General features: G+C 56.2%; 26 protein-coding genes and 1 tRNA gene. 20 read left to right on the plus strand and 7 right to left on the minus strand.

Annotation, left to right across the window (positions count from 1 at the left end; all coding sequences use genetic code 11):
* The first annotated feature begins 6 nt into the window (after nt 1–6).
* Both BQ4436_RS10775 and BQ4436_RS10780 read left to right on the plus strand, forming a co-directional pair.
* Nucleotides 7–438 carry an NfeD family protein gene (locus BQ4436_RS10775; RefSeq protein ID WP_070977209.1) on the plus strand — a complete coding sequence of 144 codons (432 nt, stop codon included), beginning with the start codon at nt 7–9 and terminating at the stop codon, nt 436–438.
* Nucleotides 438–1,643 carry an SPFH domain-containing protein gene (locus BQ4436_RS10780; RefSeq protein ID WP_176754853.1) on the plus strand — a complete coding sequence of 402 codons (1,206 nt, stop codon included), beginning with the start codon at nt 438–440 and terminating at the stop codon, nt 1,641–1,643. Before BQ4436_RS10775 ends, BQ4436_RS10780 begins: the two co-directional genes overlap by 1 nt.
* On the opposite strand, the gene BQ4436_RS10785 is transcribed toward BQ4436_RS10780, so the two are convergent.
* From BQ4436_RS10785 to BQ4436_RS10805, 5 genes are all read right to left on the minus strand, one after another.
* Nucleotides 1,621–2,169, minus strand: coding sequence for a MarR family transcriptional regulator (locus BQ4436_RS10785; RefSeq protein ID WP_070362453.1), 549 nt, complete (start codon nt 2,167–2,169; stop codon nt 1,621–1,623). The two genes, BQ4436_RS10780 and BQ4436_RS10785, sit on opposite strands and share 23 nt — an antisense overlap.
* A gap of 43 nt (nt 2,170–2,212) precedes the next feature.
* Entirely contained in the window at nt 2,213–2,869 is a 657-nt protein-coding gene (locus BQ4436_RS10790; RefSeq protein WP_070977212.1) for a TVP38/TMEM64 family protein, read from the minus strand.
* A 68-nt stretch (nt 2,870–2,937) separates the two neighbouring features.
* Nucleotides 2,938–3,023 (minus strand) — tRNA-Leu (locus BQ4436_RS10795).
* Between the two features lie 107 nt (nt 3,024–3,130).
* Nucleotides 3,131–4,216, minus strand: coding sequence for a quinone-dependent dihydroorotate dehydrogenase (locus BQ4436_RS10800; protein ID WP_143000883.1), 1,086 nt, complete (start codon nt 4,214–4,216; stop codon nt 3,131–3,133).
* A 26-nt stretch (nt 4,217–4,242) separates the two neighbouring features.
* Nucleotides 4,243–5,256 (minus strand): YncE family protein, encoded by a 1,014-nt coding sequence (locus BQ4436_RS10805; RefSeq protein ID WP_255366191.1) that lies wholly within the window; start codon nt 5,254–5,256, stop codon nt 4,243–4,245.
* A gap of 67 nt (nt 5,257–5,323) precedes the next feature.
* On the opposite strand from BQ4436_RS10805, the gene BQ4436_RS10810 reads away from it, so the two are divergent.
* The 9 genes from BQ4436_RS10810 (at nt 5,324) to BQ4436_RS10850 (ending at nt 14,327) form a co-directional block, all read left to right on the plus strand.
* Nucleotides 5,324–6,181, plus strand: coding sequence for an undecaprenyl-diphosphate phosphatase (locus BQ4436_RS10810; protein WP_070977215.1), 858 nt, complete (start codon nt 5,324–5,326; stop codon nt 6,179–6,181).
* Between the two features lie 65 nt (nt 6,182–6,246).
* Nucleotides 6,247–7,476, plus strand: coding sequence for a cysteine--1-D-myo-inosityl 2-amino-2-deoxy-alpha-D-glucopyranoside ligase (gene mshC / locus BQ4436_RS10815; protein WP_070977218.1), 1,230 nt, complete (start codon nt 6,247–6,249; stop codon nt 7,474–7,476).
* On the plus strand, nt 7,469–7,852 hold the full coding sequence (locus BQ4436_RS10820; RefSeq protein WP_070976908.1) for a hypothetical protein: 384 nt from the start codon (nt 7,469–7,471) through the stop codon (nt 7,850–7,852). Before mshC ends, BQ4436_RS10820 begins: the two co-directional genes overlap by 8 nt.
* Complete coding sequence (locus tag BQ4436_RS10825; RefSeq protein WP_255366192.1) at nt 7,845–8,513, plus strand: HAD family hydrolase; 669 nt, start codon at nt 7,845–7,847, stop codon at nt 8,511–8,513. Before BQ4436_RS10820 ends, BQ4436_RS10825 begins: the two co-directional genes overlap by 8 nt.
* Nucleotides 8,514–8,554: 41 nt before the next feature.
* Nucleotides 8,555–8,818 (plus strand): phosphoribosyl-ATP diphosphatase, encoded by a 264-nt coding sequence (locus BQ4436_RS10830; RefSeq protein WP_070362457.1) that lies wholly within the window; start codon nt 8,555–8,557, stop codon nt 8,816–8,818.
* Nucleotides 8,819–8,830: 12 nt separating this feature from the next.
* The gene (gene hisG, locus BQ4436_RS10835; protein WP_070976910.1) at nt 8,831–9,679 is read left to right on the plus strand and encodes an ATP phosphoribosyltransferase; all 849 of its coding nucleotides are present in this window, start codon (nt 8,831–8,833) and stop codon (nt 9,677–9,679) included.
* 101 nt (nt 9,680–9,780) lie between these two features.
* The gene (gene aspA, locus BQ4436_RS10840; RefSeq protein WP_070976912.1) at nt 9,781–11,202 is read left to right on the plus strand and encodes an aspartate ammonia-lyase; all 1,422 of its coding nucleotides are present in this window, start codon (nt 9,781–9,783) and stop codon (nt 11,200–11,202) included.
* Between the two features lie 104 nt (nt 11,203–11,306).
* Nucleotides 11,307–12,620, plus strand: coding sequence for an anaerobic C4-dicarboxylate transporter (locus BQ4436_RS10845; protein ID WP_070976914.1), 1,314 nt, complete (start codon nt 11,307–11,309; stop codon nt 12,618–12,620).
* Between the two features lie 15 nt (nt 12,621–12,635).
* The gene (locus BQ4436_RS10850) at nt 12,636–14,327 is read left to right on the plus strand and encodes a formate--tetrahydrofolate ligase (protein ID WP_070976923.1); all 1,692 of its coding nucleotides are present in this window, start codon (nt 12,636–12,638) and stop codon (nt 14,325–14,327) included.
* Nucleotides 14,328–14,356: 29 nt separating this feature from the next.
* Here the strand turns inward: BQ4436_RS10850 and BQ4436_RS10855 are convergent, their stop codons facing one another.
* Nucleotides 14,357–15,166 (minus strand): RecB family exonuclease, encoded by an 810-nt coding sequence (locus BQ4436_RS10855; protein ID WP_070976926.1) that lies wholly within the window; start codon nt 15,164–15,166, stop codon nt 14,357–14,359.
* 44 nt (nt 15,167–15,210) lie between these two features.
* Between BQ4436_RS10855 and BQ4436_RS10860 the strand changes: the two genes are divergently transcribed.
* The 3 genes from BQ4436_RS10860 to arc are packed head-to-tail and all read left to right on the plus strand — an operon-like array spanning nt 15,211 to nt 18,832.
* Nucleotides 15,211–16,455: a M18 family aminopeptidase gene (locus BQ4436_RS10860; protein WP_070976929.1), complete on the plus strand. Its 1,245-nt coding sequence runs from the start codon at nt 15,211–15,213 to the stop codon at nt 16,453–16,455.
* 15 nt (nt 16,456–16,470) lie between these two features.
* Nucleotides 16,471–17,304, plus strand: coding sequence for a tRNA (adenine-N1)-methyltransferase (locus BQ4436_RS10865; protein WP_070477125.1), 834 nt, complete (start codon nt 16,471–16,473; stop codon nt 17,302–17,304).
* 10 nt (nt 17,305–17,314) lie between these two features.
* Nucleotides 17,315–18,832 (plus strand): proteasome ATPase, encoded by a 1,518-nt coding sequence (gene arc, locus BQ4436_RS10870; RefSeq protein ID WP_070976930.1) that lies wholly within the window; start codon nt 17,315–17,317, stop codon nt 18,830–18,832.
* Here arc and BQ4436_RS10875 read toward each other — a convergent pair.
* Entirely contained in the window at nt 18,821–20,254 is a 1,434-nt protein-coding gene (locus tag BQ4436_RS10875) for a MocR-like pyridoxine biosynthesis transcription factor PdxR (protein ID WP_176754854.1), read from the minus strand. The two genes, arc and BQ4436_RS10875, sit on opposite strands and share 12 nt — an antisense overlap.
* A gap of 10 nt (nt 20,255–20,264) precedes the next feature.
* Between BQ4436_RS10875 and pdxS the strand changes: the two genes are divergently transcribed.
* The 6 genes from pdxS to BQ4436_RS10905 are packed head-to-tail and all read left to right on the plus strand — an operon-like array spanning nt 20,265 to nt 26,176.
* Nucleotides 20,265–21,149, plus strand: a complete 885-nt coding sequence (pdxS, locus tag BQ4436_RS10880) for a pyridoxal 5'-phosphate synthase lyase subunit PdxS (RefSeq protein ID WP_369822092.1) — start codon at nt 20,265–20,267, stop codon at nt 21,147–21,149.
* 41 nt (nt 21,150–21,190) lie between these two features.
* Entirely contained in the window at nt 21,191–22,702 is a 1,512-nt protein-coding gene (gene dop / locus BQ4436_RS10885; protein ID WP_070976933.1) for a depupylase/deamidase Dop, read from the plus strand.
* Nucleotides 22,695–22,880, plus strand: coding sequence for a ubiquitin-like protein Pup (locus BQ4436_RS10890; RefSeq protein WP_070976935.1), 186 nt, complete (start codon nt 22,695–22,697; stop codon nt 22,878–22,880). The genes dop and BQ4436_RS10890 overlap by 8 nt, the downstream gene beginning before the upstream one ends.
* A complete protein-coding gene (gene pafA, locus BQ4436_RS10895; RefSeq protein WP_070976938.1) occupies nt 22,877–24,292 on the plus strand; it encodes a Pup--protein ligase in 1,416 nt (471 codons plus the stop codon). Before BQ4436_RS10890 ends, pafA begins: the two co-directional genes overlap by 4 nt.
* On the plus strand, nt 24,282–25,238 hold the full coding sequence (locus BQ4436_RS10900; RefSeq protein WP_070976941.1) for a helix-turn-helix transcriptional regulator: 957 nt from the start codon (nt 24,282–24,284) through the stop codon (nt 25,236–25,238). Before pafA ends, BQ4436_RS10900 begins: the two co-directional genes overlap by 11 nt.
* Nucleotides 25,235–26,176 carry a helix-turn-helix transcriptional regulator gene (locus BQ4436_RS10905; protein WP_070976944.1) on the plus strand — a complete coding sequence of 314 codons (942 nt, stop codon included), beginning with the start codon at nt 25,235–25,237 and terminating at the stop codon, nt 26,174–26,176. Before BQ4436_RS10900 ends, BQ4436_RS10905 begins: the two co-directional genes overlap by 4 nt.
* Nucleotides 26,177–26,178 lie beyond the last annotated feature (2 nt).

Below are 26,178 nucleotides of genomic sequence, written 5' to 3' on the forward strand. Positions count from 1 at the left end.
GAAGCCGTGGGTAGTCTTATTTGGCTAGGCATTGCCGTAGCATTCGCAGTTGCTGAACTCGCCGTAGGGGAGTTCACGTTCCTCATGATTGCAGCAGGGGCGCTTACTACGTCTGCTATTGCGCTTGCCGGGGTGCCTTTGGGGGTTGAAATCGGGGCGTTTGTAGTTGCTTCGGCCGGTTTCTGGTTCCTCCTCCGGCCTTACTTGCACAGGCGCTTGCGCCGCCCATCTGCGGTGGGGGAGCTTGGCCAATCACTCATTGGCGCGAGTGCACAAGTGGTTGAGGAGATCACGCCGAGCAGCGGTCAGATTCAACTGGACGGATCGCTTTGGTCCGCGAGAGCAATTGATCCAAGCCACACCATTAAGTCTGGTTCCACAGTCATCGTTTCAGATATTGACGGCCCAATCGCCGTCGTATGGAAGGAGTCGCCATAATGGCCTTGGTAATACTGGGGCTGCTGCTCATCTTGGTAATCGCGGTGCTGCTCGCATCTGTGAAGCTAATCCCGCAAGGTGAGTCAGCAGTTATTGAGCGTCTGGGGTCCTATACACGGACCGTTTCCGGTGGGCTAACACTACTGGTGCCGTTTATTGATCGTGTTAGAGCGCGCGTTGATACGCGCGAGAGGGTCGTTTCGTTTCCTCCGCAGGCAGTAATTACGCAGGACAACCTCACCGTCGCAATTGATATTGTGGTGACGTTTCAGATTAACGATCCGGCAAAGGCTATTTACGGCGTCGATAATTATTTGGTAGGTGTTGAGCAAATATCCGTCGCGACGTTGCGTGATGTCGTCGGCGGGATGACGCTTGAGGAAACGCTGACCTCGAGAGAAACTATTAACAGGCGTCTGAGGGGTGAGCTTGACGCTGCTACCGCCAAGTGGGGATTGCGTATTAGCCGCGTTGAGCTGAAAGCGATTGATCCGCCACCATCGATTCAGCAATCGATGGAAATGCAGATGAAAGCCGACCGCGAAAAGCGCGCCATGATTCTTACCGCTGAAGGTAAGCGCGAGTCGGACATCAAGACTGCCGAAGGTGAAAAGCAGGCACGAATCCTCTCTGCTGAAGGCGAGAAGCACGCTGCTATTCTCGCGGCTGAAGCTGAGCGTCAGGCGATGATTCTACGCGCGGAAGGCGAGCGTGCGGCGAAATATCTTGAGTCGCAAGGTGAAGCGCGAGCCATTCAGAAAGTCAACGCGGCGATCAAGTCCTCAGAGGTGACGCCGGAGATGCTTGCGTACCAGTACCTGGAGAAGCTGCCTAAGATCGCGGCCAATGAAGCATCAACGATGTGGATGATTCCGAACAGCTTTGGCGATTCTTTGGAGCAGTTCGCCAAGGCGTTCGCTGGCAAGGACAGCGACGGAGTGTTCCGCTACGAACCCCAGCGTGCAGATTCACAAACGCGCGCTATGGCCGGCGAAGACGACAGCACGGACCAGTGGTTTGATACCTCCACTGATCCTGAACTTGCTCGGGCACTTGCAGAGGCGCGTGCCGTCGCGAACAAGCACGTCGACGACCCGGATCCGACAAGCGCATTCGACGAAGTCTCTACCCCAACCGAAACGCCGCAAGTTGCCCAAAAGGGCGAGCACCGGGCAATTGAATCTAATGACTCGCGCGACGCATAAGGTGTAGCGCGAGTTTCCAGCCAGCCTGCTCGGCCTGCCACCCGGCGGCCTGCAGGCGCTGGCTCATTGCCTGTTTAGAAATACCTAGCTGCGCTGCGGCTTCATTTTGGTTGAGCCCAGAGCGCACGAGCGATGTGGCTTCGCGGCCTTCAAACGTTCGCTTATGCAGAATGTGCGCCAGCAGGGCAAACGTCGCTGAGATATCTTCTGCCTCGGTGTCAGGCGCATGAGCATCCGTGATAACTTTCACTTGCGCTGCACGTGTGCCGACAGCCTCAGTGGCGGCAAACTCTGCACGTCGCCTGCGCGTGATTCCCAGGCCGACAGCCCAATTACCATCTGACAGCAGCGCCATAATGAGGTTAAGTGCCGTCTCCGGCCCATCCACTGTTGTGCGGATATCCTCAACGCCAATGACTTCGAACGGCGAAACACCCGGAAGCGTCGAGAGCGCGTGAGCCGAGGACTCGACGAACGCGGCGCGACCTTTTTCGCGACCACGGTAACGTGCATGCACAGCAATCATGCGTACATACTAGCGTGCTTCAAGAAAGTACACGCTCGAGCCTTTACTCTTCTATTCGACGCGGCTTCGCCGGGTGGCGCGCGTCGATAATCAGTCCTGTCACGCCAAGAACCGATAGTGCAAACACTGCGCCGAGAAGTACTGGGTTTGCATCTCCGCTCAACGTGTCTCCGAACAATGCAACGAGAATCGTGTTAGGAGCCGAGCCGATGAGCGTTGCCCCCATGAACGGCAAAAGCCGGACTCTACTTAGCGCTGAAGCGTAGTTCATGACCGAGAAAGGGATACCGGGGATGAGTCGCAGGCTCATTACAGCCAGCCAACCGCGCTGTTCCAACCGTTCATTAATCATGTGCAGCTTGGGGTGAGAAATTTTGCTCTCAACCCAGTCACGTAAAAGAAACCGCACAACAGTTAGCGAAAGACCTGCTGAGGCCGTCGTTGCGGTAATAGCGAGCAGAATCCCGAACCAACCACCGAACAGAACACCGGAGGAAATGGTGAGCAACGTACGGGGGATCGGGAACTGCGTGATGAGTACGTAGAGCAGCCAAAAAACGACTGGGAACCAGGTTCCCGTGCTATCAGCCCATTCGCGAAACGTCGACAGCGAAGGTATTTCAAAGAAGCGCCAGACCCACAGTGCAATTGCGAGAAGTACCAAAATGACCATCACGCGTAGTGGTGACTGTTGGCGCATCCGTTTGCCCTTCGTTTTAACTTGCGGCCTAAACAAAAAACCGGCTTCCTGGAGGAAGCCGGTCTTTGTGCCCGGAGGGGGACTTGAACCCCCACGTCCGTTAATAGGACACTAGCACCTCAAGCTAGCGCGTCTGCCATTCCGCCACCCGGGCTGGGTGTTTTGCTTTCAACCTCTCGGCTGGGCACTTGCACTACTATAGAGTGACGTTGATTCAAGATGCAAATCGCCAGTACAAATGCCCAAACGTAGGTCACTAGGCTAGTCGGAGCTCAAGGCGATCCAGGGGAGTTCGGAGCCAACAGCATCTGTAATATTGGAAAGTCCATGGGCTTTAAGTTGCTTCTGTAAGCCCTTGTGAATTCGGTAGATCCACCCCGGACCACCGTAAATAAACGGCGTATACCCCTGGAGAAGGCTTGCGCCGGATGTGATACGCTCCCATGCCTGTTCTGGTGACGAAATGCCACCGGAACTAACCAGTACGAGTTGGTCGCCGACTCGCGCATGGAGACGTCGCAAAACCTCCAGTGCGCGGTTGTTGAGCGGCGCGCCGGAAATGCCACCCGCCCCCATGTCTTCCACTTCGGCAGCATCGGTTCGAAGGCCTTCGCGGGAGATGGTCGTATTGGTCGCCACGATGCCAGCAAGGTTCATTTCGACGGCCAGGTCTGCAACTGCGTCGATATCCTCGTCGCTGAGATCAGGGGCAATTTTTACCAGCACAGGCGTCGTAGTTGCCGTAGTAACCACGTCAAGGATTGGCCTCAACGATTCAACTGACTGAAGGTTGCGAAGCCCAGGGGTGTTCGGGGAAGAAACATTGACCACAAGGTAGTCCGCCAGAGGGCCGAGCACAGTCGCGGTAGCCCGGTAGTCGCCAACCGCGTCCTCGGAGAGCTTGTTTTTCCCGATGTTGATTCCAACGATCTCAGGAGTCTTCCGGGCTCGGAGACGCTCTGCAACGCTCAGCGCGCCATCGTTGTTGAAGCCCATTCGGTTGAGGATCGCTTTGTCCTTCGGCAAGCGATAGAGCCGTGGACGTTCATTTCCGGGTTGCGCCTTCGGGGTCACAGTTCCTAATTCCGCATAACCGAAGCCGATCGCCGACCACGTGTCCGGAGCTTCCGCATTCTTATCAAATCCTGCTGCGAGACCCACCGGGGCGGGGAAACGCACGCCGAACAATGTCTGCTCGAGAAGCGGACCGTCGACACGTACGACACGAGTCATAGCTCGGGTGAGGGGAGTTAGGCGTTGTAGGGTTTTCAGCCCGCCCATGATGATGTCGTGGATGCGCTCAGGCGGAATTGTAAACATTCCCCGAAGTGCGAGCCCATATACCATGTCGTACAAATTGCGTTGATTCATTTCTATTTGGCCTCAATGCTTTCAGTGGAAACTATTTGCAGGCCACTACCTGACGCAGATCCGATAATGAGTGTTCCGTCAGAGAGTGCTGCAATACTTTGTGCATCTGGAACTGTACTGACCTGAGCACGTTCAACGGGGACGCCGTGGGAAATGTCATAGGCAGTCGCCAGGTTCCTTTCGGTTGAAGTCACCCACGCGAGCTTATTAGCGCTATCCCACGCGACGTCCCACGCTCCGGAGGGCACCGGCACACTCTGCTGGAGACGAATGACTTCATTGGTGGTGTACACGAGTAGCTGGTTACCCGTCGCATCCGCAGCGAGCACCAGACCGTGCTCTCCAGCAGCAACCTTGCCGACGCCAAGCCCAGCGCGCAACGTTGCCCCCTGACGTCCAGTGCCCCAATCAAGGTCCTGAATGGTGGTGTCAAATGTGTTGACGCGCACCACGGAATCGGCACCACCATCTACCGGAACAGCCTGCAGCTGGTGAGTTTCGCGCGCGACAGAAAACTCCTTTTTGAGCTCACCGTTGCTATACAACCACACTGACTTCGCACTGTCGCTTCCGGCTAAAACACTGCCGTCCGAGGCGACTGTTGCCGCAGTCACCGGGTGGTCGGTAGCAACTTTTTGAAGCCCCTCTTTGTTAATGATGGCAATGAAATCCCCGCACCCTACCGCAAACTGACCAGCGTTTGCCGAGACTTCACCGCAAGCATCCTCCAACTTGAACTCTTCTACTCGGTCTTCTTCGAATTGTGCGCTGGTCCCAACGTAAAGCGCATCCGGGGTGCGCACACCAATCAAGTCGTTCGTTTGATCCACATCGACGATGGTGCCAAATTGAAGCGACTGGCCGTCAGGATGTGCCGAAGGGGGTGACGCAACTGGTTCAGCGCTACCCATACTTATGGCGTCATTTGGGTCAACGACATCAGGAGTACACGCCGCAACAGCCAAAGCTACGGCCATAATGGGCAGCATTAAGGCGACTTTTCGTTTTGTTCTCACGGAGGTCAACCTTATCAATGCTGTACGCATGTGGGGATTTTTCTCCGCACGGGTAAGGTTTTCCAACATGATTGCCGCCTCTCAGTTAGCAGAGTCAATGACATGGGCTCAAGTGATTGTCCTCTCGGTCGTCCAAGGCTTAACCGAGTTCCTTCCAGTCTCATCGTCAGGCCACCTCCGCATTGTGTCCGAGCTTTTGTGGGGCGAGGACGCTGGCGCGAGTTTTACCGCTGTCATTCAGCTCGGCACCGAACTCGCTGTGCTGGTCTTCTTTGCGAAGGACATTTGGAGGTTCCTCTCTGGATGGTGTGTCGGACTGTTTGATAAGACGAAGCGCGGGTTCGATTACCGGATGGGGTGGATGGTCATCGCTGGCACTATTCCAGTCGGGGTGCTTGGCTTTGCGCTGAAAGACTTGATCCGTGAGAACTTCCGTAACCTTTGGATTACTGCAACAGTTCTCATTTTGTTTTCGTTCGTGTTCATCTTGGCGGAAAAGCGCGGGACGAAAAAGCGTAGCTTCGAGCAGCTGACAGTAAAAGATGCCATCGTGATGGGCCTGTGGCAGTGTTTAGCTCTCATTCCGGGTGTTTCGCGTTCAGGCGGCACTATTTCGGGCGGTCTCTTTTTGAACTTTGAGCGGGAAGTAGCAACTCGTTTTTCGTTCCTCTTAGCTATCCCGGCTGTGCTCGCATCAGGCATCTTCTCACTACCGGATGCGTTTGACCCGCAAGCAGGGCAAGCAGCAACAGGTCTGCAGTTGCTCGTCGGAAGCGCTATCGCATTTGTTTTGGGATATATTTCCATTGCTTGGCTGCTGAAGTTTGTTTCGCACCACTCATTCTCCTGGTTTGCTGCGTACCGCATACCTCTTGGCATCATCGTGATGGTGCTGCTGGCTACCGGAGTTATGCAACCGGTGTAGGCAATGCTTGCCTTTGAACGCCGGTAACCGCGGCATGATGAGCATGCCGCGGTATGGTGGTCACTATGCATTCTTGGCCACAACCTGTAGTCCCTGCTGTCTCTGGTACTCCGGTGCCGCTGTCTCTGTACGACACCGCAGATAGGGTGGTAAAGCCCGTTAACACAGCTGCTCATCACTCGGGGAAGGTGGGAATGTACGTCTGCGGCATCACCCCATACGACTCCACTCACCTTGGACACGCAGCTACGTACCTCTCCTTTGATCTCATCTACCGTCAGCTCCTTGCTAACGGCCACGACGTTCATTACGTGCAGAACATCACCGATGTCGACGATCCATTGTTCGAGCGCGCGGAGCGAGACGGCGTCGATTGGCGCGAGCTGGGAACGGAACAGATCAACCTTTTCCGCAGCGACATGGAAGTGCTCTCAGTCATCCCGCCTCAGGACTATGTTGGCGCGATGGAGACTGTCGATGAGGTCATTGAGATGGTGCAGCGCTTGCTCGACGTCGGCGCAGCGTACCGCCTAGACCACGGTGATATTTACGCTGATATCACCGCAACCAAACAGTTTGGATACGAGTCAAACATGACGCGCGAGCAGATGGAGCATTTCTTTGCCGAGCGCGGGGGAGACCCTGACCGTGAGGGGAAACGAGACTCACTCGATGCGCTGGTGTGGCGTGGACACAGGGAAGGGGAGCCCGCGTGGGATTCGCCCTTCGGCCCCGGCCGCCCAGGTTGGCATGTCGAGTGCTCTGCCATCGCTGCGAACCGTCTCGGCGTACCGTTTGCAATCCAAGGCGGAGGCTCGGACCTAGCGTTTCCACATCACGAGTTTTCTGCCGCGCATGCTGAGGCTGCGACTGGAAAACAACGGATGGCACACCACTACGTGCACGCGGGAATGATCGCGCTTGAGGGAGTGAAGATGTCGAAATCTCTCGGCAATCTCGTCTTTGTGCACAAGCTAACAGAACAGGGACACTCAGCGTCTGCGATTCGCCTTGCCGTTTTCTCCGGCCACTATCGCCAAGACCGTGATTTTTCCTACGAGGCACTCGATCAAGCAGAGCATCGACTCAAGTCGTGGCACACAATTCTTTCTCAGTCAGATGAGCAGTCTCACGTGGAGCAGACAATTCAAGATTTGCGCCAGGCCCTTGCTGACGACCTCGACACACCAACTGCGATTCAAATTATCGACGCCGCCAAAGGTGATTACAACGGGTTACTTCGACAAGCTATCGAAGGCTTACTCGGTGTAAAGGTAGGCAGCAACGATGAGTAGTCTCCGATCCGCATTCCAATCCGATGTCGACGAGTTCATCGAGGATTTGAGGGTGTTTGCATCCGGTGAATATTTGCAAGAGCAGGATCTCGAACTCTGGGAAGCCCCATTTGACCCTGCCGTACTACCTGATCTCCGGGAAATCCTCGAGATCTTCCTCGACACTGCGTCGCTCGTCGCACAGCCGGTTGACGACGCCACCATCAGCGACCTCTACACGGGCCTCATCGCCAATCTTGAAGAGTTCAACGCTAAGCATCAATATGCCGTGCTCGAGCCAGAGGAGATGTCGGACATCGAGGGAATTTTCGCGAAGGTCTCGGCACACATTGGCGCGGATCCATCCGTTGTCCAGGAGCTGTTCAATCGTGAGTAGGGTTCGCGCTCCCCAAGCTGTGCTGTGGGATATGGATGGGACGCTCATCAATACCGAGCCGCTTTGGGCACAAGCAACCTTTGAGCTGTCTGAGCTTTTGGGCAAGAGGCTTTCTGCGGAGGAGCGTCGAAAAGCGGAGGGCGTCAGTTTCCCCACAGCGTTGAGCATCATCACTACTTGGACCGGGTATTCCTTGCAGCCCGGAGATACAGAGCGGCTGAAGCGATGGATGCAAGAACGGATGCAGCAACTCCTCGCCCAAGGTATTGAGCTGAACCCGGGAATACGCCATGTCCTTGACATACTGCGGGACCATGGCATTCCGATGGCCATTGCGACGAACACAGAACGCGCGCTCGCTCAAACCTGCATTGATTTCATCGGCAACGATTACTTTCAAGCAACCGTGACTGGAGATGAGGTATCCAACCCAAAACCAGCTCCGGATATGTATCTGAAAGCAGCGCAATTGGTTGGTGCTGAGCCGTCGCGCTGTATCGCAGTTGAAGACTCTCAGGCGGGAATGCAAGCAGCGATTAGGGCAGGTGCACGGGTGCTCGGCTTGGCCGACTATGTCCCGAAGCCGGCCACAAGAATCACCTTCAGCGATTTACAGTCTGCGACACTTCATGATGTTGCAAGGTGGTATTCCGCGCCATAAACCGCGCTCAAAGCTCTTCTGTTTCCGCTAAGGTGTTGTGCGTGAAGGACTTCGATCAACTTTTTGCTCAGCTCACTGAAACTGCCGACTCCAAGCGCCCTGACTCAAGCACGGTGCAAGCGTTAGAGAAGGGCGCCCATTTCATCGGCAAGAAAATCATCGAAGAAGCTGGTGAAGTGTGGATCGCTGCCGAGTATCAGTCTGACGAGGAGCTGGCGGAGGAAATGAGCCAGCTGATGTACTGGACCCAGGTAATGATGCTGCAACGAGGTCTTACCCCTGATGACATCTATAAATACCTCTAAGGATTTCGCCTGATGATTAAGTTTGCGGTTCCAAATAAAGGCTCTTTGTCAGAGAAGGCGCTCCAGGTTCTCAAAGAGGCCGGTTACAAGGGGAGGGGCACGTCAAAAGCCCTGAATATCTGGGATGAAGAAAACGGTATTGAGTTCTTCTTCCTGCGTCCAAACGACATCGCTATTTACGTTGCTCAAGGCCACCTTGACCTGGGTATCACTGGGCGAGATTTGGCGCTCAATTCCCATGCCGAAGTAGAAGAAGTACTTCCGTTGAGCTTTGGTGCATCGACATTCCGGTTTGCTGCCCCGCAGTCTGAAACGTGGGCGGTGCCTGATTTGGAAGGTAAGCGGATAGCAACTTCATACCCGCACCTCGTGATTGACTATCTTGACGGGCTCGGCATCACTCCGAAGGAAGTCATTGAGCTTGACGGCGCTGTTGAGATTTCGATCAAGTTGGGCGTCGCCGACGTTATTGCTGACGTCGTATCCACTGGCACGACGCTAAGACAACATGGACTGGCACCATTTGGGGAGCCCATTCTTGCCAGCGAAGCCGTCGTCATCAAGCGCAAGGGCGTAACGCTAGCAAACGAACATGAGGTAGTGCTTCAGCGTATCCGCGGCATCTTGAACGCGGAGAACTTCCTGATGCTCGATTACAACATTTGCCGAGATGACCTCGACAAAGCCAGCGAACTTACACCAGGCATGACGGGGCCGACTGTCTCGCCGCTGTCGCGCGACAACTGGGTCGCGGTGCGCGCTATGGTTCCGCGAACCCAAGCGAATGCGGTTATGGACGCTCTCTCTGCAATTGGCGCGGAAGCCATTTTGGCCACTCAGCTGCGCATTGCACGCCTATAGGATTTTCAATTAATCACCGATAAGTCACCCCTATCCCTATTATTGGGGTGACTAGGTGGCCCAAAAGTTGTATAGCGTCGAATTTGCGTACAATCAGTGGCATGAGTAATCGCATTGAAGAAGATCTGCTTGGCACACTTGAAGTGCCCTCCGACGTCTACTACGGCATCCACACCCTGCGTGCCGTCCACAACTTCCCGATCTCCGGTCAGACCATCAATGACCTGCCAGAGTTCATTCGTGGCATGGTGGAAGTAAAGAAAGCCACCGCACTGGCCAACCACCGCCTCCGTGTTCTGCCAAAGAAGAAGGCGGACGCCATCGTCAAGGCCTGCGACGAGATCCTCGACAACGGTCGCTGCATGGACCAGTTCCCAATCGACCAGTTCCAAGGCGGCGCTGGCACGTCCCTGAACATGAACACCAACGAGGTTGTCGCAAACCTCGCTCTTGAGATCCTCGGTGAAGAAAAGGGTAGCTACGACATCATCAACCCGAATGATGACGTCAACATGTCCCAGTCCACCAACGACGCATACCCGACCGGCCTTCGCCTCGGTGTGTACTACGCCGTCCAGGGCCTGCTGACCGAGCTTGAGGAGCTCACCAAGGCGCTCAACGCTAAGGGTGAAGAGTTCGACGACATCATCAAGATGGGGCGCACCCAGCTCCAGGACGCAGTCCCGATGACGCTCGGCCAGGAATTCACTGGCTTCGGTGCACTGCTTGAGGAGGAACTGGACGTCATCAAGTCCGCAGCACAAGCACTGCTGACCGTCAACCTCGGTGCAACCGCAATTGGTACCGAGCTCAACACTCCAGACGGCTACCGTCAGAAGATCGTTGAGGCTCTCGCGGAAGTCACCAAGCTGGATATCAAGGGCGCACCGAACCTGATTGAGGCAACGTCCGATACCGGCGACTACGTGTGGATGCACTCCGCACTGAAGCGCGCCGCGATGAAGATCTCTAAGGTATGTAACGACCTTCGCCTGCTGTCCTCCGGCCCACGTGCTGGCCTGAACGAGATCAACCTGCCGGAAATGCAGGCTGGCTCTTCGATCATGCCTGCGAAGGTGAACCCTGTCATCCCTGAGGTTGTAAACCAGGTGTGCTTCAAGGTCTTCGGCAACGACGTTGCCGTCCTGACCGCATCTGAGGCCGGCCAGCTCCAGCTCAATGTCATGGAGCCGGTAGTTGCCGAGGCCCTGTTCAATTCCATCCGTCTCCTCACCAACGCCGTTCGTACGCTACGTGAGAAGTGCATCGTTGGCATCACCGCTAACAAGGATGTGTGTGAGGCCTTTGTGAACAACTCCATCGGCATCATCACATACCTGAACCCAGTGATCGGCCACCACAATGGTGACGTCATCGGTAAGGAAGCTGCTGCTACGGGCAAGAGCGTTCGTGATCTTGTTCTCGAGCGTGGCCTGCTCACGGAGGAGGAGCTGAAGGTTGTGCTGGGCAAGGACAACTTGATGCACCCAGAGTACCGCGGCGAATTTTTCGACGAGGACTAATCAACCAAAAGTAGTAAATCTCACACTCCCCTGATTCGGTAGTTATCGCCTCTTAGTGCGATAATGGAAACGAATACTAATTCGACCGAATCAGGGGAGTTCCTGTGTTACTTGTGATACAACTCATCATCCTGTTCGGCGCCATTGTGCTCGGCGCCCGGATGGGTTCCATTGCTATCGGTTTTGCCGGTGGCCTTGGCGTTTTGCTTCTCGGACTCACTGGCATGTCCGTAACTGCCGATGACATCCCCTTTGATGTCATCGGCATCATCATGTGTGTGATCGCTGCTATTTCTGCAATGCAGCTGGCGGGAGGCATGGACTACCTCGTTTACCTCGCTGAGAAGTTCCTACGCCGCAATCCAAAGCGCGTCACAGTGTACGCGCCAATCGTTACTTGGTTGATGACCGTGCTGGCAGGCACTGGCCACACCGCTTTTTCCACTCTTCCAGTTATCGTTGAGGTTGCTAAGGAGGGCGAAGTTCGCCCGTCCCGCCCGCTTTCGGTCGCAGTCATCGCATCACAGATGGCAATTGTTGCCTCGCCGATTTCTGCTGCAGTCGTCTTTATGGCCTCCGTACTTGAGCCACTGGGCGTCGGATACCTGCAGTTGCTCGGCGTCATGATTCCTGCGACCTTCCTCGCGATCTTCCCAACCGCTTGGGTTTCAAACAAGCTTGGTAAAGACCTTGTTGACGACGAGGTGTACCAGCGTCGCCTCGCAGACGGATTGGTTGCAAAGTCCACGACTACTTCGAGCAGCTACCAGCCGAAGGACGGCGCGAAGGCATCCGTGTGGATCTTCCTTGTCGCGATTGTCATCGTTATGTTCTACGCGACGATCATCTCCGATCAGATCGGTCTCATCGAGAACCCAACCGTCCCTCGTAACGAGGCAATCATGGCGATCATGCTTTCCGCTGCCGCTGCGATCCTGCTTATTACGAAGTCTCGCGCAGCTGAGGTCTTGAACACCCAGGTGTTCCGTTCCGGCATGTCTGCTTCTGTGTGTGTGCTTGGTGTTGCATGGCTGGGTACGACCTTTATTAACCACTACATTGAGGACATTCAAAACATTGCTGGTGACGTCCTGACGGCACAGCCATGGCTGCTCGCAGTCGTTCTGTTCTTCGCCGCATCTCTGCTCTACTCGCAGGCTGCCACCGCGAAGGCACTTATCCCAGCTGCTCTCGCAATTGGCGTCAGCCCGCTCACCGCTGTTGCAGCATTCCCAGCAGTGTCCGCACTGTTCGTGCTTCCGACGTACCCAACCCTGCTTGCAGCAGTGGAGATGGACGATACAGGCTCGACCCGAATCGGCAAGTACGTCTTCGACCACCCATTCATTCTGCCGGGTATCGTCTGCATCGCAGTCTCGGTAATTCTCGGCTACCTCATTGGGGCGGTGCTGATTTAAAGCTAAACTAGGGGCATGTCTACACAACATCACGACAGCCCCAAGTCCGAAGTTCTAACTGATGTGGAGATCGCTCAAGCGCATACGCTTGAACCGATCTCCACTATTGCGTTCAAGGCCGGTATTTCCGAAGATGCGCTGATTCCATATGGCAAGTACATGGCCAAGGTCGACCCCTCGCTTGTCAAGGACGATAAGCAAGGCAAGATCATTCTTGTCACAGGTGTTTCCCCAACCCCAGCGGGGGAGGGGAAATCCACCACACTGATTGGCTTAACTGATGCGTTTACAAACCTCGGCAAGAACGCCATTGTTGCTTTGCGGGAACCTTCTCTCGGCCCTGTGATGGGTTTGAAGGGCGGCGCGGCAGGTGGTGGCTACTCGCAGGTGGTTCCGATGGAGAACATTAACCTCCACTTCACTGGGGACTTCCACGCGATTACCAGTGCGAACAATACGTTGGCTGCGATGATCGACAACCACATTCACCAGGGCAACGAGTTGAATATCGACCCGCGGCGTATTACGTGGCAGCGGTGCTTGGACGTCAACGATCGTTCCCTGCGAAACGTAGTAACTGGTCTGGGGGGACCAGCCCACGGAGTACCGACGGAGACTGGATTTACGATTACTGCGGCTTCGGAAATTATGGCAATCCTCGGTCTTGCGAACGACCTTGACGACCTCCACGAACGCCTGGCACAAATCACTGTCGGTTTTACCTACGATCGCAAGCCGGTGACTGCGGGTGAGCTTAATGCAGCCGGGGCTATGACAGCGCTGCTAAAAGACGCATTGAAGCCGAACCTTGTGCAGACCATGGGTGGCACTCCTGCATTTATCCATGGCGGTCCGTTTGCAAACATTGCCCATGGTTGCAACACCTTGATTGCCACGAAGACAGCACAGAAGTGTGCTGACTACGTCTTTACGGAAGCGGGATTCGGGGCTGATCTCGGCGCGGAAAAGTTCTTCGATATCAAGTCACATTACGGTGACCTCGACGTGGCTGGCGCGGTAGTGGTCGCCACTATCCGTTCTATCAAGTACAACGGTGGTGTTGACCGCTCCGATCTCAAGGCTGAAAATATTGATGCGCTGGCGAAGGGCATTGTGAACCTTGAGCGGCACGTCGAAAACCTTCGTAAATTTGGTGTCCGCCCTGTCGTGGCGCTCAACCTGTTCACTTCTGACACGGATCGCGAACGCGCTTGGATGGCAAAGTGGGCAAAGGATTTCGGTGTTGCACTGGAAGAGGCCGAGGTATGGGCGCATGGCGGTAAAGGCGCCGAGAAGCTGGCAAAGACGGTCCTTGACAACCTGGTCGACGGTGCTTCTTCGTCGCTGTACAACCCGGAGGAAGGCGTCGAGCAGTCAATCGAGACGATTGCCCGCGAGGTATACCGCGCGGCAGATGTTCAATACTCGGATGCGGCGCGGAAAGACCTCGAGAACTTGCGTGCGAGTGGCGCAGATGCCCTACCGGTATGTATCTCGAAAACGCAGTACTCGTTTAGCGACGACCCCTCTCGCCTCGGAGCGCCCGAGGGCCACACGTTGCATGTGCGTCAGCTCATTCCGCGTACGGGTGCCGGATTCGTACTAGCACTCACTGGTGCTGTGATGACAATGCCTGGCCTGCCGAAAAAACCAGCAGCCAACAACATTGATGTCGATTCGAGTGGCAACATCAAGGGGCTATTCTAGTTTTAGCCTGCAGTGGTCCGTCGCGGTGTTTACTCCACATCCGCCGCGGACCCCGGCCACCCAGGGTACTGCGGTGGCGTCCCTCCGAACTCCGGGCAGTACGCCTGAAACGCACACCAATCACAGAGCCTGGAACGTTTTGGTCGGAACTGTCCGGATTCACCGTCACGGGTAATTTTGGCCCAAAGTTCACCGAGGTCGCGCTCGAAGTACTCGAGTTCTTCACTTGAAGGGGTAAGGAAGAGTGAATCTGCCACCTTGAGGTACATGAGCCGCAGTTGATCAGGTATTTCGTTGAAAAGCCGCCAGTACACCAGTGCGTAGAAGCGCATCTGGAACTTCGCGTCGTGTGAGAACCTTGGCTGTGGTTTCTTGCCGGTCTTGTAGTCAACGACCCTGATTTCACCAGTTGGCGCGACGTCAACGCGGTCGATGAAGCCTCGCACGGGCACACCGTTGGGCAGCACAGTATTGACATACATTTCTTGCTTGTGTGAGTCAAAGCCAAGTGGGTTTTCCATCTGGAAATATCCGCGTAGGAGCGTGCGGGCGTCGATAAAAAGCAGTTGTTCGTCCTCGATGGGGTCTGCAACGCTGGGGTCCTGTTCGCACATCTTCTGCCATGCGGGGACGATGAGTTTCACCGCCGCAGGGTAGGTGCGTTGTTCGCGTTCCATCCCAAACAGTTCCTCGAGGACGGCATGCACGAGGGTGCCTTTGACCTGGGGTTCAGTTTTGGGTTCTTCGATTTTGTCGATCGCTCGCAGCCTGTAGAGCAGTGGGCACTGCTGGTAGTCGGACGCGCGCGAGGGGGACAGGGCTAACGGTTTCGCTTTCATATTCGTCCTATCCTAGTGGTTTCTCTCGAGCTAGACTCGCACGTATGACTACATCGATTGATTCGTTTCTTCGATTTCTTAGCGCAAGCCCGAGCGCGTTCCACGCAGCTAGCCAAGTTCGCTCGATGCTCGTAGGCAAAGGATTTCTTGACGACGCCAGCTCCACCGCATCTCCCGCAACTCCGGGTGGCCATGTGGCCGTCGAAGGAGGGGCAGTCGTAGCGTGGTGGATACCCGAAGAGTTTGACTCCGAGACCAGCCGATTTCGGATTGTTGGGTCGCATACGGATTCCCCTGGGCTTATGGTGAAGCCGAGGCCTGACGTTAAGGGAGAGGGGATACATCAGGTGGCAGTTGAGGTCTACGGCGGGCCGATTTTGCAGAGTTGGTTCGACCGTGACCTTGCCTTTGCGGGGCGTGTGGTGGACGCGAGTGGGAAGACCCACTTGGTAAATACTGGTCCGATTGCTCGGGTCCCGAACCTCGCAATTCACTTGTACCGAGCGGATACGCCTCCGGTTGAGCGCCAACAACACACGCAGCCGGTGCTCGGCGTGGATCGTCCGCTGCTAGACATCATCGCTGAGCAGATCGGGCTCGACGGTGAGCAGGTAGTTGCACATGAACTGATCTCGGTGGATACGCAAGAAGGTGCAGTCATCGGTGACATGCTGATGGCAGGCAGGCTAGACAACCTTTCGAGCGTGTGGGCGAGCCTAGAAGCGCTGATTGAAGCCCAACGTGAGGCAACACATTCCGATGTATTGGTTCTCGTCGCGTTCAACCACGAAGAGGTCGGTTCAAACTCACCGACGGGCGCAGCAGGCCCACTACTCGAGCGATTCCTACGACGAATCGCGTCCGGGCTGGGGGTCAATGACTTCCTGAGCCTCTGCGCTAGGTCTTCGATGATCTCAGCCGACGCGGCTCACGCGGTGCACCCGAACTATGCAACAAAGCACGATCCTTCGCACCGCCCCTTGCTGAACGCCGGGCCTGTCCTGAAGGTGAACGCAAATCAGCGCTACGCCTCCGACGCGGAAACTGAGGCAACGTGGCTTCGCGCTTGCGAGGCGGCGTGTGTGCCGAACCAGGTGTTCGTCGGAAACAACGACGTCCCTTGCGGTTCGACGATCGGACCTATCGCCGCGACTCGCCTTGGCATCCCTACCGTGGATGTTGGTGTTCCGTTGCTCTCGATGCACTCCGCCCGTGAAATGTGTGGGGTAGAGGATATGAAGTGGTTTGTACAGGCGATCCACGCCTTTTACACGGACGCACGAGTGTAAGGCATACTGAACAACATGTATTCAGGTCCATTTCGCGTTGGCGATAAAGTCCAACTCACGGACGCAAAGCGTCGCCACTTCACCATCCAACTCGTTGAAGGAGGGCAGTTTCACTCACATAAGGGGATTGTCAGCCACGACGACATCATCGGCGCGCACGAAGGCTCGGTGGTGAAGTCCACCTTGGGTGCGGACTATCTCTGTTTCAGGCACCTTCTCGTTGATCACGTGTTATCTATGCCGCGCGGCGCCGCGGTCATTTATCCAAAGGATGCCGCTCAGATTCTTGTCGAGGGCGACATTTTTATGGGTGCGCGCGTGTTGGAGGCCGGCGCAGGTTCCGGTGCTCTCACGATGTCGCTCTTGCGTGCTGTCGGGCCCGATGGCCATGTGTTTTCCTACGAGATTCGCGATGATCATCTGAAGTTCGCGAAAGACAACGTAGAGGACTACTTCAATGGTCGCCCTGATTGGTGGACACCACGTCTGGGAGATTTCGGTGAGGTCACTCAAGAGGACCTTGGCGGACCAGTTGACCGCGTGATCTTGGACATGGTTGAGCCGTGGCACTTCATCGACACCGTTAAGAATGTGTTGATCCCCGGTGGCGTTTTCATGACGTACGTGGCAACAGTCCCGCAGCTGATGAACATTATGGAGGGCATCCGCGAGGCAAAGTGCTTTACGGAACCTCGCGCATGGGAAACCCTGCTGCGTGAATGGAAGGTCGAAGGTCTGGCAACTCGACCAGAACACCGCATGAACGCGCACACTGCATTTCTCGTGTGGACGCGCCGACTCGCGGACGGAGTGACACCACCTCGTCCGCAACGGCGCGCGCGTCGCTAAGATTCCTTGTATGACTGAACGCTTGCCCGAAGTCCAGGTACTCACACGCGACAACCAGCAGCTCCGCGCGCGCAATGCACAGCTTGCGGACATGCTCAAAACCAGTCGGGACAAGCTGCAAGAGCTCTACGAACAGGTTGAGTCCCTCGGCGACCCAGCTTCGACGTACGGCCTGTTCCTTGTGTCCACTGGCAATGGGACAGACGCTGAAGTCTTTACAAGCGGTCGGCATATGCGTGTCAAGGTCGCGCCAACGATCGCGATCGACCGAGTGAAGCCGGGGTCGCTGGTGAGGCTTGGCGATGGCAGCGTGGTACTCGAGGTCTGCCAATATCCTGCTGTGGGCCAGCTAGCTACGCTCGTTGAAAAGCTGGACGCCGGTCGCGCTATTGTGCAAGACATCCAGGGAACGGAGCACGTCGTACGGCTTACAGACGAGCTACAGCGTGAAAGCCGTGCCGGTGACACGTTGCTTACTGATGTGCGCGCACAGTTCGCGTTTGAGCGCATTGCAAAGACCGAGGTGAACCAGCTTTCACTCGAAGAAGTACCCGATGTGACGTATGAGGACATCGGCGGGCTCCAAGAACAGATTGAGCTCATCCACGATGCGGTTGAGCTGCCGTTCGCGCACCCTCACCTTTACCAGCAGTATGACTTGAAGCCCCCGAAGGGCCTGCTACTGTACGGCCCGCCCGGGTGCGGTAAGACGCTGATTGCGAAAGCGGTCGCGAATTCGTTGGCGCACCGGCTTGGTCATAGTGCGTCGGCGCACTTCATCAACGTGAAGGGCCCCGAGCTGCTGAATAAGTTCGTGGGAGAGACCGAGCGTAGAATCCGGCTGATTTTCGAGCGTGCGAGGGAGCTCGCCTCGGAAGGTCGCCCCGTGATCATTTTCTTCGATGAGATGGAGTCGATCTTCCGTACCCGCGGTTCGGGGGTGTCCTCCGATATGGAAACGACAGTTGTGCCGCAGCTGCTCACAGAGATTGACGGCGTAGAAGATATTTCGAACGTCATCGTCATCGGCGCGACGAATAGGGAAGAGCTCATTGACCCTGCGATTCTCCGACCTGGACGCCTCGATATCAAGGTGCGGATTTCACGCCCGACTAAAGCTGAGGCCCTCGATATCTTCGGCCGGTACTTACGCCCTGAAGTCCCTCACGCAGCTCCTATCGAGGAGCTTGCACAGATCGCCGTCGAGGAGTTGTTCGCGCCGCGGCCTTTCGTCCGTCTCCGGTTGATTGATGGCTCTGAGGAGACGTTGCACTACTCTGACTTTGTCTCTGGTGCGATGATCGCGAACATTGTCAGCCGCGCCAAAAAGCTTGCTATCAAGGACGCTATTTCCGGCGAGTCAGATACCGGCGTTACTGCGGAGCACCTGCGTGCGGCGGTTCGCGCGGAGCAGCAGGAAAATGAGGACCTGCCAAATACTGCCGACCCAGATACTTGGTCGCGACTAGCCGGTCGACAAGGCAAGCAGGTGGTCGCTGTGGAGGTCGTCGCTAGGTCAGCATCCTAGAAACTCAGTGAGGGAGCGCGTTGCGGCATCAAAGTCTTGGTCGCTCAGCGTTGAGAAACTGAGCAGTGCAAAACAGTCTTCGCCAGCGCCAGTTGAATCACCGGTCGCGCAAATACAGCCGACGCGTTTCAGCTGCTCCCTGAAGCGCTGCAGATCGCGTTGATGAGAAAACTCAACAATAATGTCAGCGCTACTCGTGTTGCTCATGGTGGCGTTGCTCGCACCACTGACTTCGGCAATACGCTCGAGGAGTGGGGTTACTTGTCGACGCCGCTTCGCAAGCCTAGTGTGAAACGCTTTGGTGCTTTTCCGGACGGTGCCATCAGTCAGTAGGTGCGCGATCGCGTGTTGGGTAACTGTCGACACCGGCATTCCTAGCACTTCCCGGGTCTCTTGCACCGAGGAAAACGTATCCGGTGTGGTGACGATGTAGCCGGCGGAAAGCTGCTTGTGCAGCAGCGTTGTGAAAGTACCGAGCGTGAGCACGCTGCCTGAGTTCGGTAGAGCGCTCAGTGTCGGTTGGGGAGCGGTTCGGTAGCGCAGTTCTGTGTTGAAGTCATCCTCGATGAGCAACGTACCCGTTGCCGATGCCCATTCGAGTAACTCAACGCGTCGGCGTACTGTCATGACACCGCCAAACGGCGGCACGTGTGCTGGCGTGATGAGCAGTGCGTCGATGTCGCATGGAAGCTGCGAGACCAACACGCCTTCGTCGTCACATTGGCAGGGCACCGTCGCATGGCCTGCGAGAGCGATCACGGAACGAAGCCCGCTAGACTCCGAAGTTTCAACACCAACTCGGACGCTGTTGCCAATAGACATCAGCGTGAGCAGTAGTCCTTCGCGGGTCCCACCGGTGACGATGACCTCCTCCGGAGCAACGTGAAGCCCACGAGCTACTCGCAGGTGCTCGGCGATTGCAGTCCGTAGTTTCGGCTCGCCTTGTGGGTCGGCCTGTTTCGGCACGCAATATGAGGCTTCGCGCCATGCACGGTGCCAGGCTGCCGGGCGGATCATGCCGTCGATACCTGATGTTGGGACCAGCGAAAGTACTGCAGGTGTTGACGCCTCGTTGGATGCTCTTTGCCTCCGTTGTATCGACTGCTTCGGTACTCGGAGCTCAGGATGAATCCTTGTTGGTGCTCCCTGCGTGGTATCCAGATAGCCTTCGCTGATGAGCTGATCGAACGCGCTGACCACGGTCCCACGCGATACGCCAAGTTGGGCAGCAAGCTCGCGGGTAGATGCGATGGTGTCTCCGGGTCGCAGTGTGCCTTCGGCAACCGCGGTTCGGATTTGCGCTGCGATTTGGGCAGGAAGTGAAAGTGATGCGTTACGCGAGACTGGAAAGAACATACTCACCAACTGGTACAAAATATTGCTGTAAAACTGGACCTCGTAATCGTCCAGATCGTACCGCATGATGGAACCCATGACTGATTTTTCGAAACATGCAGAGTTGACCAACAGCTTGCGCGGCGGCGTCATTATGGACGTCGTGACCGCAGAGCAGGCGAAGATTGCGGAGAATGCCGGCGCCGTTGCCGTCATGGCACTTGAGCGAGTCCCGGCAGATATCCGTGCCCAGGGAGGGGTGGCGCGTATGTCCGACCCCGACCTCATCGAAGAGATCCTCGACGCGGTGGAAATTCCAGTCATGGCAAAGGCGCGCATCGGACACACGGTCGAGGCCGCGATCTTGGAGCATCTCAAAATCGATTACATCGATGAGTCCGAGGTGCTCAGCCCAGCTGACTATGTCAACCACATCGATAAGAACGCATTCGACACCCCCTTCGTGTGCGGTGCGACAAACTTGGGTGAAGCACTTCGCCGCATCAATGAAGGCGCGTCCATGATTCGTTCCAAAGGCGAGGCTGGTACTGGTGATGTCTCCGAGGCCACGAAACATATCCGCACTATCAAAGCCCAAATCGCACAGCTGCAGGCTACGGTAGCGTCTAACCCAGATGAGCTCTACGTCGCGGCGAAAGAGCTGCAAGCCCCATATGATCTGGTGAAGTACGTTGCTGAACACGGCGAGCTTCCCGTTGCCCTGTTCACCGCTGGTGGCGTTGCAACACCGGCTGACGCAGCTCTGATGATGCAGCTTGGCGCTGACGGCGTCTTCGTCGGCTCGGGCATCTTTAAGTCCGAGCATCCAGAGAAGCGCGCGGAAGCTGTCGTTCGTGCAACCCGCAACTGGCAAGACATCGCCGAAGTCACAGCAGCTTCACGCGGCCTTGGCGAGGCAATGGTTGGCATTAACGTCAGCGATCTGCCTGCGCCGCATCGCTTGGCTGAGCGCGGCTGGTAAATGCCAGCACGGGAGGTAGCGTCGCGGTACAGTCGTGAGCCATGGGACGTTTCATGGGAACAGAAACTGAGTATGGCATCACGACTCCGAGCGACCCGACGCTCAGCCCGCTCATAACCTCGACGCATGCCGTCGTGGCATACGCTGCGATGCATACGAGTGCTCGAAGCCGATGGGACTACGCGGAGGAACACCCTCTGAAGGATGCTCGCGGATACGACCTCCAACGCTATCGGACGGTTCCTGTTGTCGACCCAAACGCGATTGGCGTGGCTAATGTGGTGACTACTAACGGTGCTCGGTATTACGTCGACCACGGCCATCCTGAATACTCCTCCCCGGAAGTTGATAACGCCTGGGACGCCATGCTGTACGACGCCGCTGGTGATCTCTACTTGCGGCAGTCCATGGACGACATCCGCGATCTCTGGGACGAAGGTATTTCGGTGCTTGACGGCGCTGCACCATGCCCACCCATTAAGTTCTACAAGAACAACGTCGATGGCAAGGGCCAGTCGTACGGCAGTCACGAAAACTACCAGTACTCACGCCACACTGACTTCGCAGCGGTGGTAGAGGGGCTCATACCGTTCTTCGTCACTCGTCAGGTCATCATTGGCGCCGGACGAGTTGGCATCGGGCGCGAAAGTGAACATGCCGGTTTCCAGATTTCACAGCGCGCAGACTACTTCGAGCAGGAAATCTCACTCGAAACGACACTGAACCGAGGCATCATCAACACGCGCGACGAACCACACGCTGACGCTACACAGTTTCGACGCCTCCACGTCATCATCGGTGACGCCAACATGAGCCAGTACTCCAACTTCTTGAAGATGGGCATGACCAAACTCGTGCTCGATGCAATCGAAGCTGGAGTGGACTTCTCGGGCCTCACCATCCAGGACCCGGTTGCTGAGCTGCAACGCATCTCGCACGACCCAACGTGCACACACAAACTACTTCTTGCCAACGGTAGGCGCTGCACAGCAATCGAGGTGCTTCGGGAAATCCGAGATCGGGTGCAGGGGCTGCCGAACGAAGGGGACGTCGATAAGCGAGTGCTCGCCCTTTGGGCTGAAGTGCTCGATGATCTCGCAGTCGACCCATTGCGCACCGCGGATCGCCTTGATTGGACGGCCAAGTGGGCGCTTGTGCGCTCGTTCATGGACCGAGGAGTAGCCGCGGACGACCCAAAGTTGAAAATGATCGACATCCAGTACGCTGACATAGATCCTGCGAAGTCGCTGTATCACGCACTCGTCCGAAAAGGATCGATACGGACACTGGCAAGCGATGAGGAGATTGCTCGCGCAGCAAAGAACCCGCCGAGAAACTCCCGCGCGTACTTCCGTGGCAAGGTAACCGAAAAGTTTGGGGAAGAGATCGCGGCATCGAGTTGGCAGTCCACCGTTTTCAGGATTGAGGATCGAATGGTCCGCGTGCCGCTCGACGATGTCAATGGCTGGACGTATGAGCAAACTGCCCAAATCATCAACCGCGCTACAACGGCATCGGAGCTGCTAAACGCGCTAGGGTATAAGCATGTCTAAGCAGCAACAAATGTTCGGTGGAGGAGACGCCCCGGAACCGCAGAATGAAGAAGGCAACAGCGCCCAAGCCCAGGTCGAGGTGACAGGCACTGACGATTTACTCGATGAGATTGATGCCTTGCTTGACACGAACGCTGAGGAGTTTGTGCGTTCATTCGTTCAAAAAGGTGGCCAATGAGTTCCGAACACCCTGCGTTGTATGCGCGCCGAATCATGGGGGTGGAGACGGAGTTTGGGCTCGCCGCCTACGCACATGGGCAATCCATCCTTGGCCCGGAAGAGCTTTCGCGCTACCTGTTCCGGCCGGTAGTTTCGCGCTATCGGTCGTCGAATATCTTCACCCAGAACGGCTCTCGGCTCTACCTCGACGTAGGTGCGCACCCTGAAATCGCGACGCCAGAATGCGACTCACTGATGCAGCTCTTGCAATACGACAAGGCTGGCGAGATGCTCTACCACCAGCTTGCGCTGCATGCAGAGGAAGCCCTTGCACAGGAGGGGACTCCGGCCCAGGTGTACCTGTTTAAGAACAACGTCGACTCACAGGGCAACTCTTACGGTGCACACGAGAATTATCTAGTGAGTCGAGAAATCGTCCTGAAGTCATTCAGCAAGCAGCTCCTGCCTTTTTTGATTACGAGACAGCTAATATGCGGCGCAGGAATGATCAATAAGGGCAAGTTTGTGCTGTCCCAGCGCGCCGACCAGGTGTGGGAAGGGGTTTCATCTGCCACCACGCGCACGCGTCCCATTATTAACACTCGAGATGAGCCACACGGAGATTCTCATCGATTCCGCCGAATGCACGTCATCGTCGGTGACTCCAACATGTCGGAAACTACGTTCGCGCTCAAGGTAGGCGCGACGCAGCTGGTCATTGAGATGCTCGAGGCTGGCTTCCCGATGCCGAACGTGGAGCTCGAAGATCCGATCAAGCATATTCGAGCGATTGCGCTCGACCCGACTGGCCAAACGCTCCTTACTTGTAAAGATGGTTCAACTGTTACAGCACTCGCGGTGCAGCAACAGATTCTTGACGCCGCCACAAAATGGCTGACACAACGGCCAGACGAGGGAACCTCAAACGAGGAACTCGGTCGGGTAGTGGAGCTATGGCAAAGAGTGCTGACTGCAATCGAGACGCAGGATTTCTCTGCGGTTGACACAGAGATCGACTGGGTGATCAAACACAAGCTCTTAGAGCAGGTTCGTGAAAAACTAGACACGGACTGGTCACATCCGAAATTGGCACAGATTGATTTGACCTATCACGACATCAACCCGGAGCGTGGTCTGTTCTACCTGCTGCAACGCAAAGGCCTCGCGGCGCGTTGGACTACCGACGCGGACATTCGAATAGCTGCTGAGCAGCCTCCTGCCACGACTCGCGCCGCGCTGCGGGGCAGGTTCCTCTCAGCTGCTCGGGACTACAACGCGGAGCACAACGTCGACTGGGTGCACCTGAAAGTAAACCGTCCAGAGCCTCGAACGCTCAAGCTTCTCGATCCCTTCGAAACCGAGAACGCTGACGTCGACGCCTTGATCCAATACATCGTGGACAACCACCAACAGGAGCATCATGACACGTAGTGATGTAATGACTTCCCGGCAGCTGAACTTGGCGTTCGCGTTACTGGGGTCACCGCGTCCGAGGACACAGCAGTGGATTGCCAAGCACGTCGACGGATACGCTGATCGAACTCCAGAGGCCCTGGAAAAACTGATTAAGCGCGACGTCGACGACCTTCGCCGTGTTGGCGTGCCCGCAGAAACTCGAGCAGGCGAGGCATGGATCGAACACGATAAGTACGAACTCGAGCCGCTCAACCTCACTGTTGAGGAGGCAACGGCGCTTGGTCTCGTAGTTGATCTCAGCCAGGCGGGACGCCTAGGCGCGTTTGCGCGATCCGGTTGGACAAAGATCGCGGCATCTGGTGTGACCAGGATGTTTGATAGCCCAACCATTGCGTTCGTCGACAACGACATCATCAACCTCGACCCGGATGTGCTCAAGGCGGCCTTGGCTTGCGCACGCACCAAGACCCGCATGACGTTCGATTTTCAGCCAGCTCCAGGTGCGTCGATCCAGCGCCGAACGTTCGACCCTTGGAGCGTCGTACCTCTCAATAACAAGACTTACCTTGTTGGTTGGGACTGCGATCGCGGCCAAGAACGCGTCTTCAGACTGATGAAGGTGAGCAACATCAGGAAGTCGAAGAATCAGACATCGTTTCACGACGCCACCAAGGACCCGCGTGACGTACTTCAGAACGTACTGCGTGGCCCGCTCGTCGATGCCGTGGTGGAAATTTCGGCTGGTGTAGGCGAGGAGCTATCGCTGCAAGGGGAGCGCTCAGAGGGCGCTGCAGCGGGTCTGGACCGGATAGCTGTCAGTGGGGTCGAACGCGACTGGCTCGTGCGCACTCTCGCGAGCCTTGCTCCGCATGTGCACTCAATTACGCCGCCCGATATCCACGAAGAGGTATCTGCACTCTTGCGCAAACAGCTTCGAGGACAGGAACGAGTTGAAGCATGAAACAAGACACTGCTGTCGAACGCCAGGTGCGTCTGGCACGGCTTTTAAACCTGTTGTCATATCTGTCGCAGCACCCGGACCGTTCACCAATGGAAATAGCGCGGGACATCGGAACTGACGCGGAACAGGTGAAAAGCGACTTGGCGATGCTCCATTTGTCGGGAGTTGGCAATGGCCCCGGGGAGATGATTGATCTCAAACATTCGTGGACCGAGGTGACCGTCATTGACGACCAAGGTTTGAGTCGGCCCTTGCGTCTCACACCAACCGAGGCAAACACATTGTTACTGCTGCTCGACTCATTCGAGACCATGCCAGGCCTGCTCGACCAAGCGGCGCTGAGTTCTGCAGCAGAGAAGTTGCGAGCTGTAGTTGGCAGTACCTCCGTGCTTGACGCGGATGGGGAGCAAAGCGATCAAGAATCCATCCTGGGGATACTTCAAAGTGGTTTGCAGCAAGACGTTCAAGTGCAGGTGACATACTTTTCGCCTTCCTCCGATACGCTTCGTGAGCGCCAGTTGACCGGTATTCGGTTCTTTCACCAAGGTGGTCACACCTATTTCACGGCGCTGGATGGAGGAGAGGAGAAGAGCTTCCGAACTGACCGAATTCGTGAAGCTCGGTTGACCGAAGTTCCAGCCGACCGTTCTGCGGTAGGCAAGACGTTCGATGGCTCCGACCCGTTTGGCTTCGACTCCGAAAACATCGCTAACCTACTCGTATCTTCCGATGCGACATGGCTTGCGGACTACTGGGAAATCGAAATCGGTGATGCCTATGATGACGGACGGATTGAGGCAACCATGGTCTACGGGTCCGCGGACTGGCTTATCCGTTTCTGCCTTAGCCAAGGAGACCGCATCGAACTCATCGGTCCGCCAGAGCTGGCTGATGAGGCACGCCGTCGTGCGTTTTCCGGCTTAGAGGCATTAGAATAGCG

The sequence above is a fragment of the Corynebacterium sp. MC3 genome (assembly GCF_900099485.1).
Lineage (GTDB): Bacteria > Actinomycetota > Actinomycetes > Mycobacteriales > Mycobacteriaceae > Corynebacterium > Corynebacterium pseudogenitalium.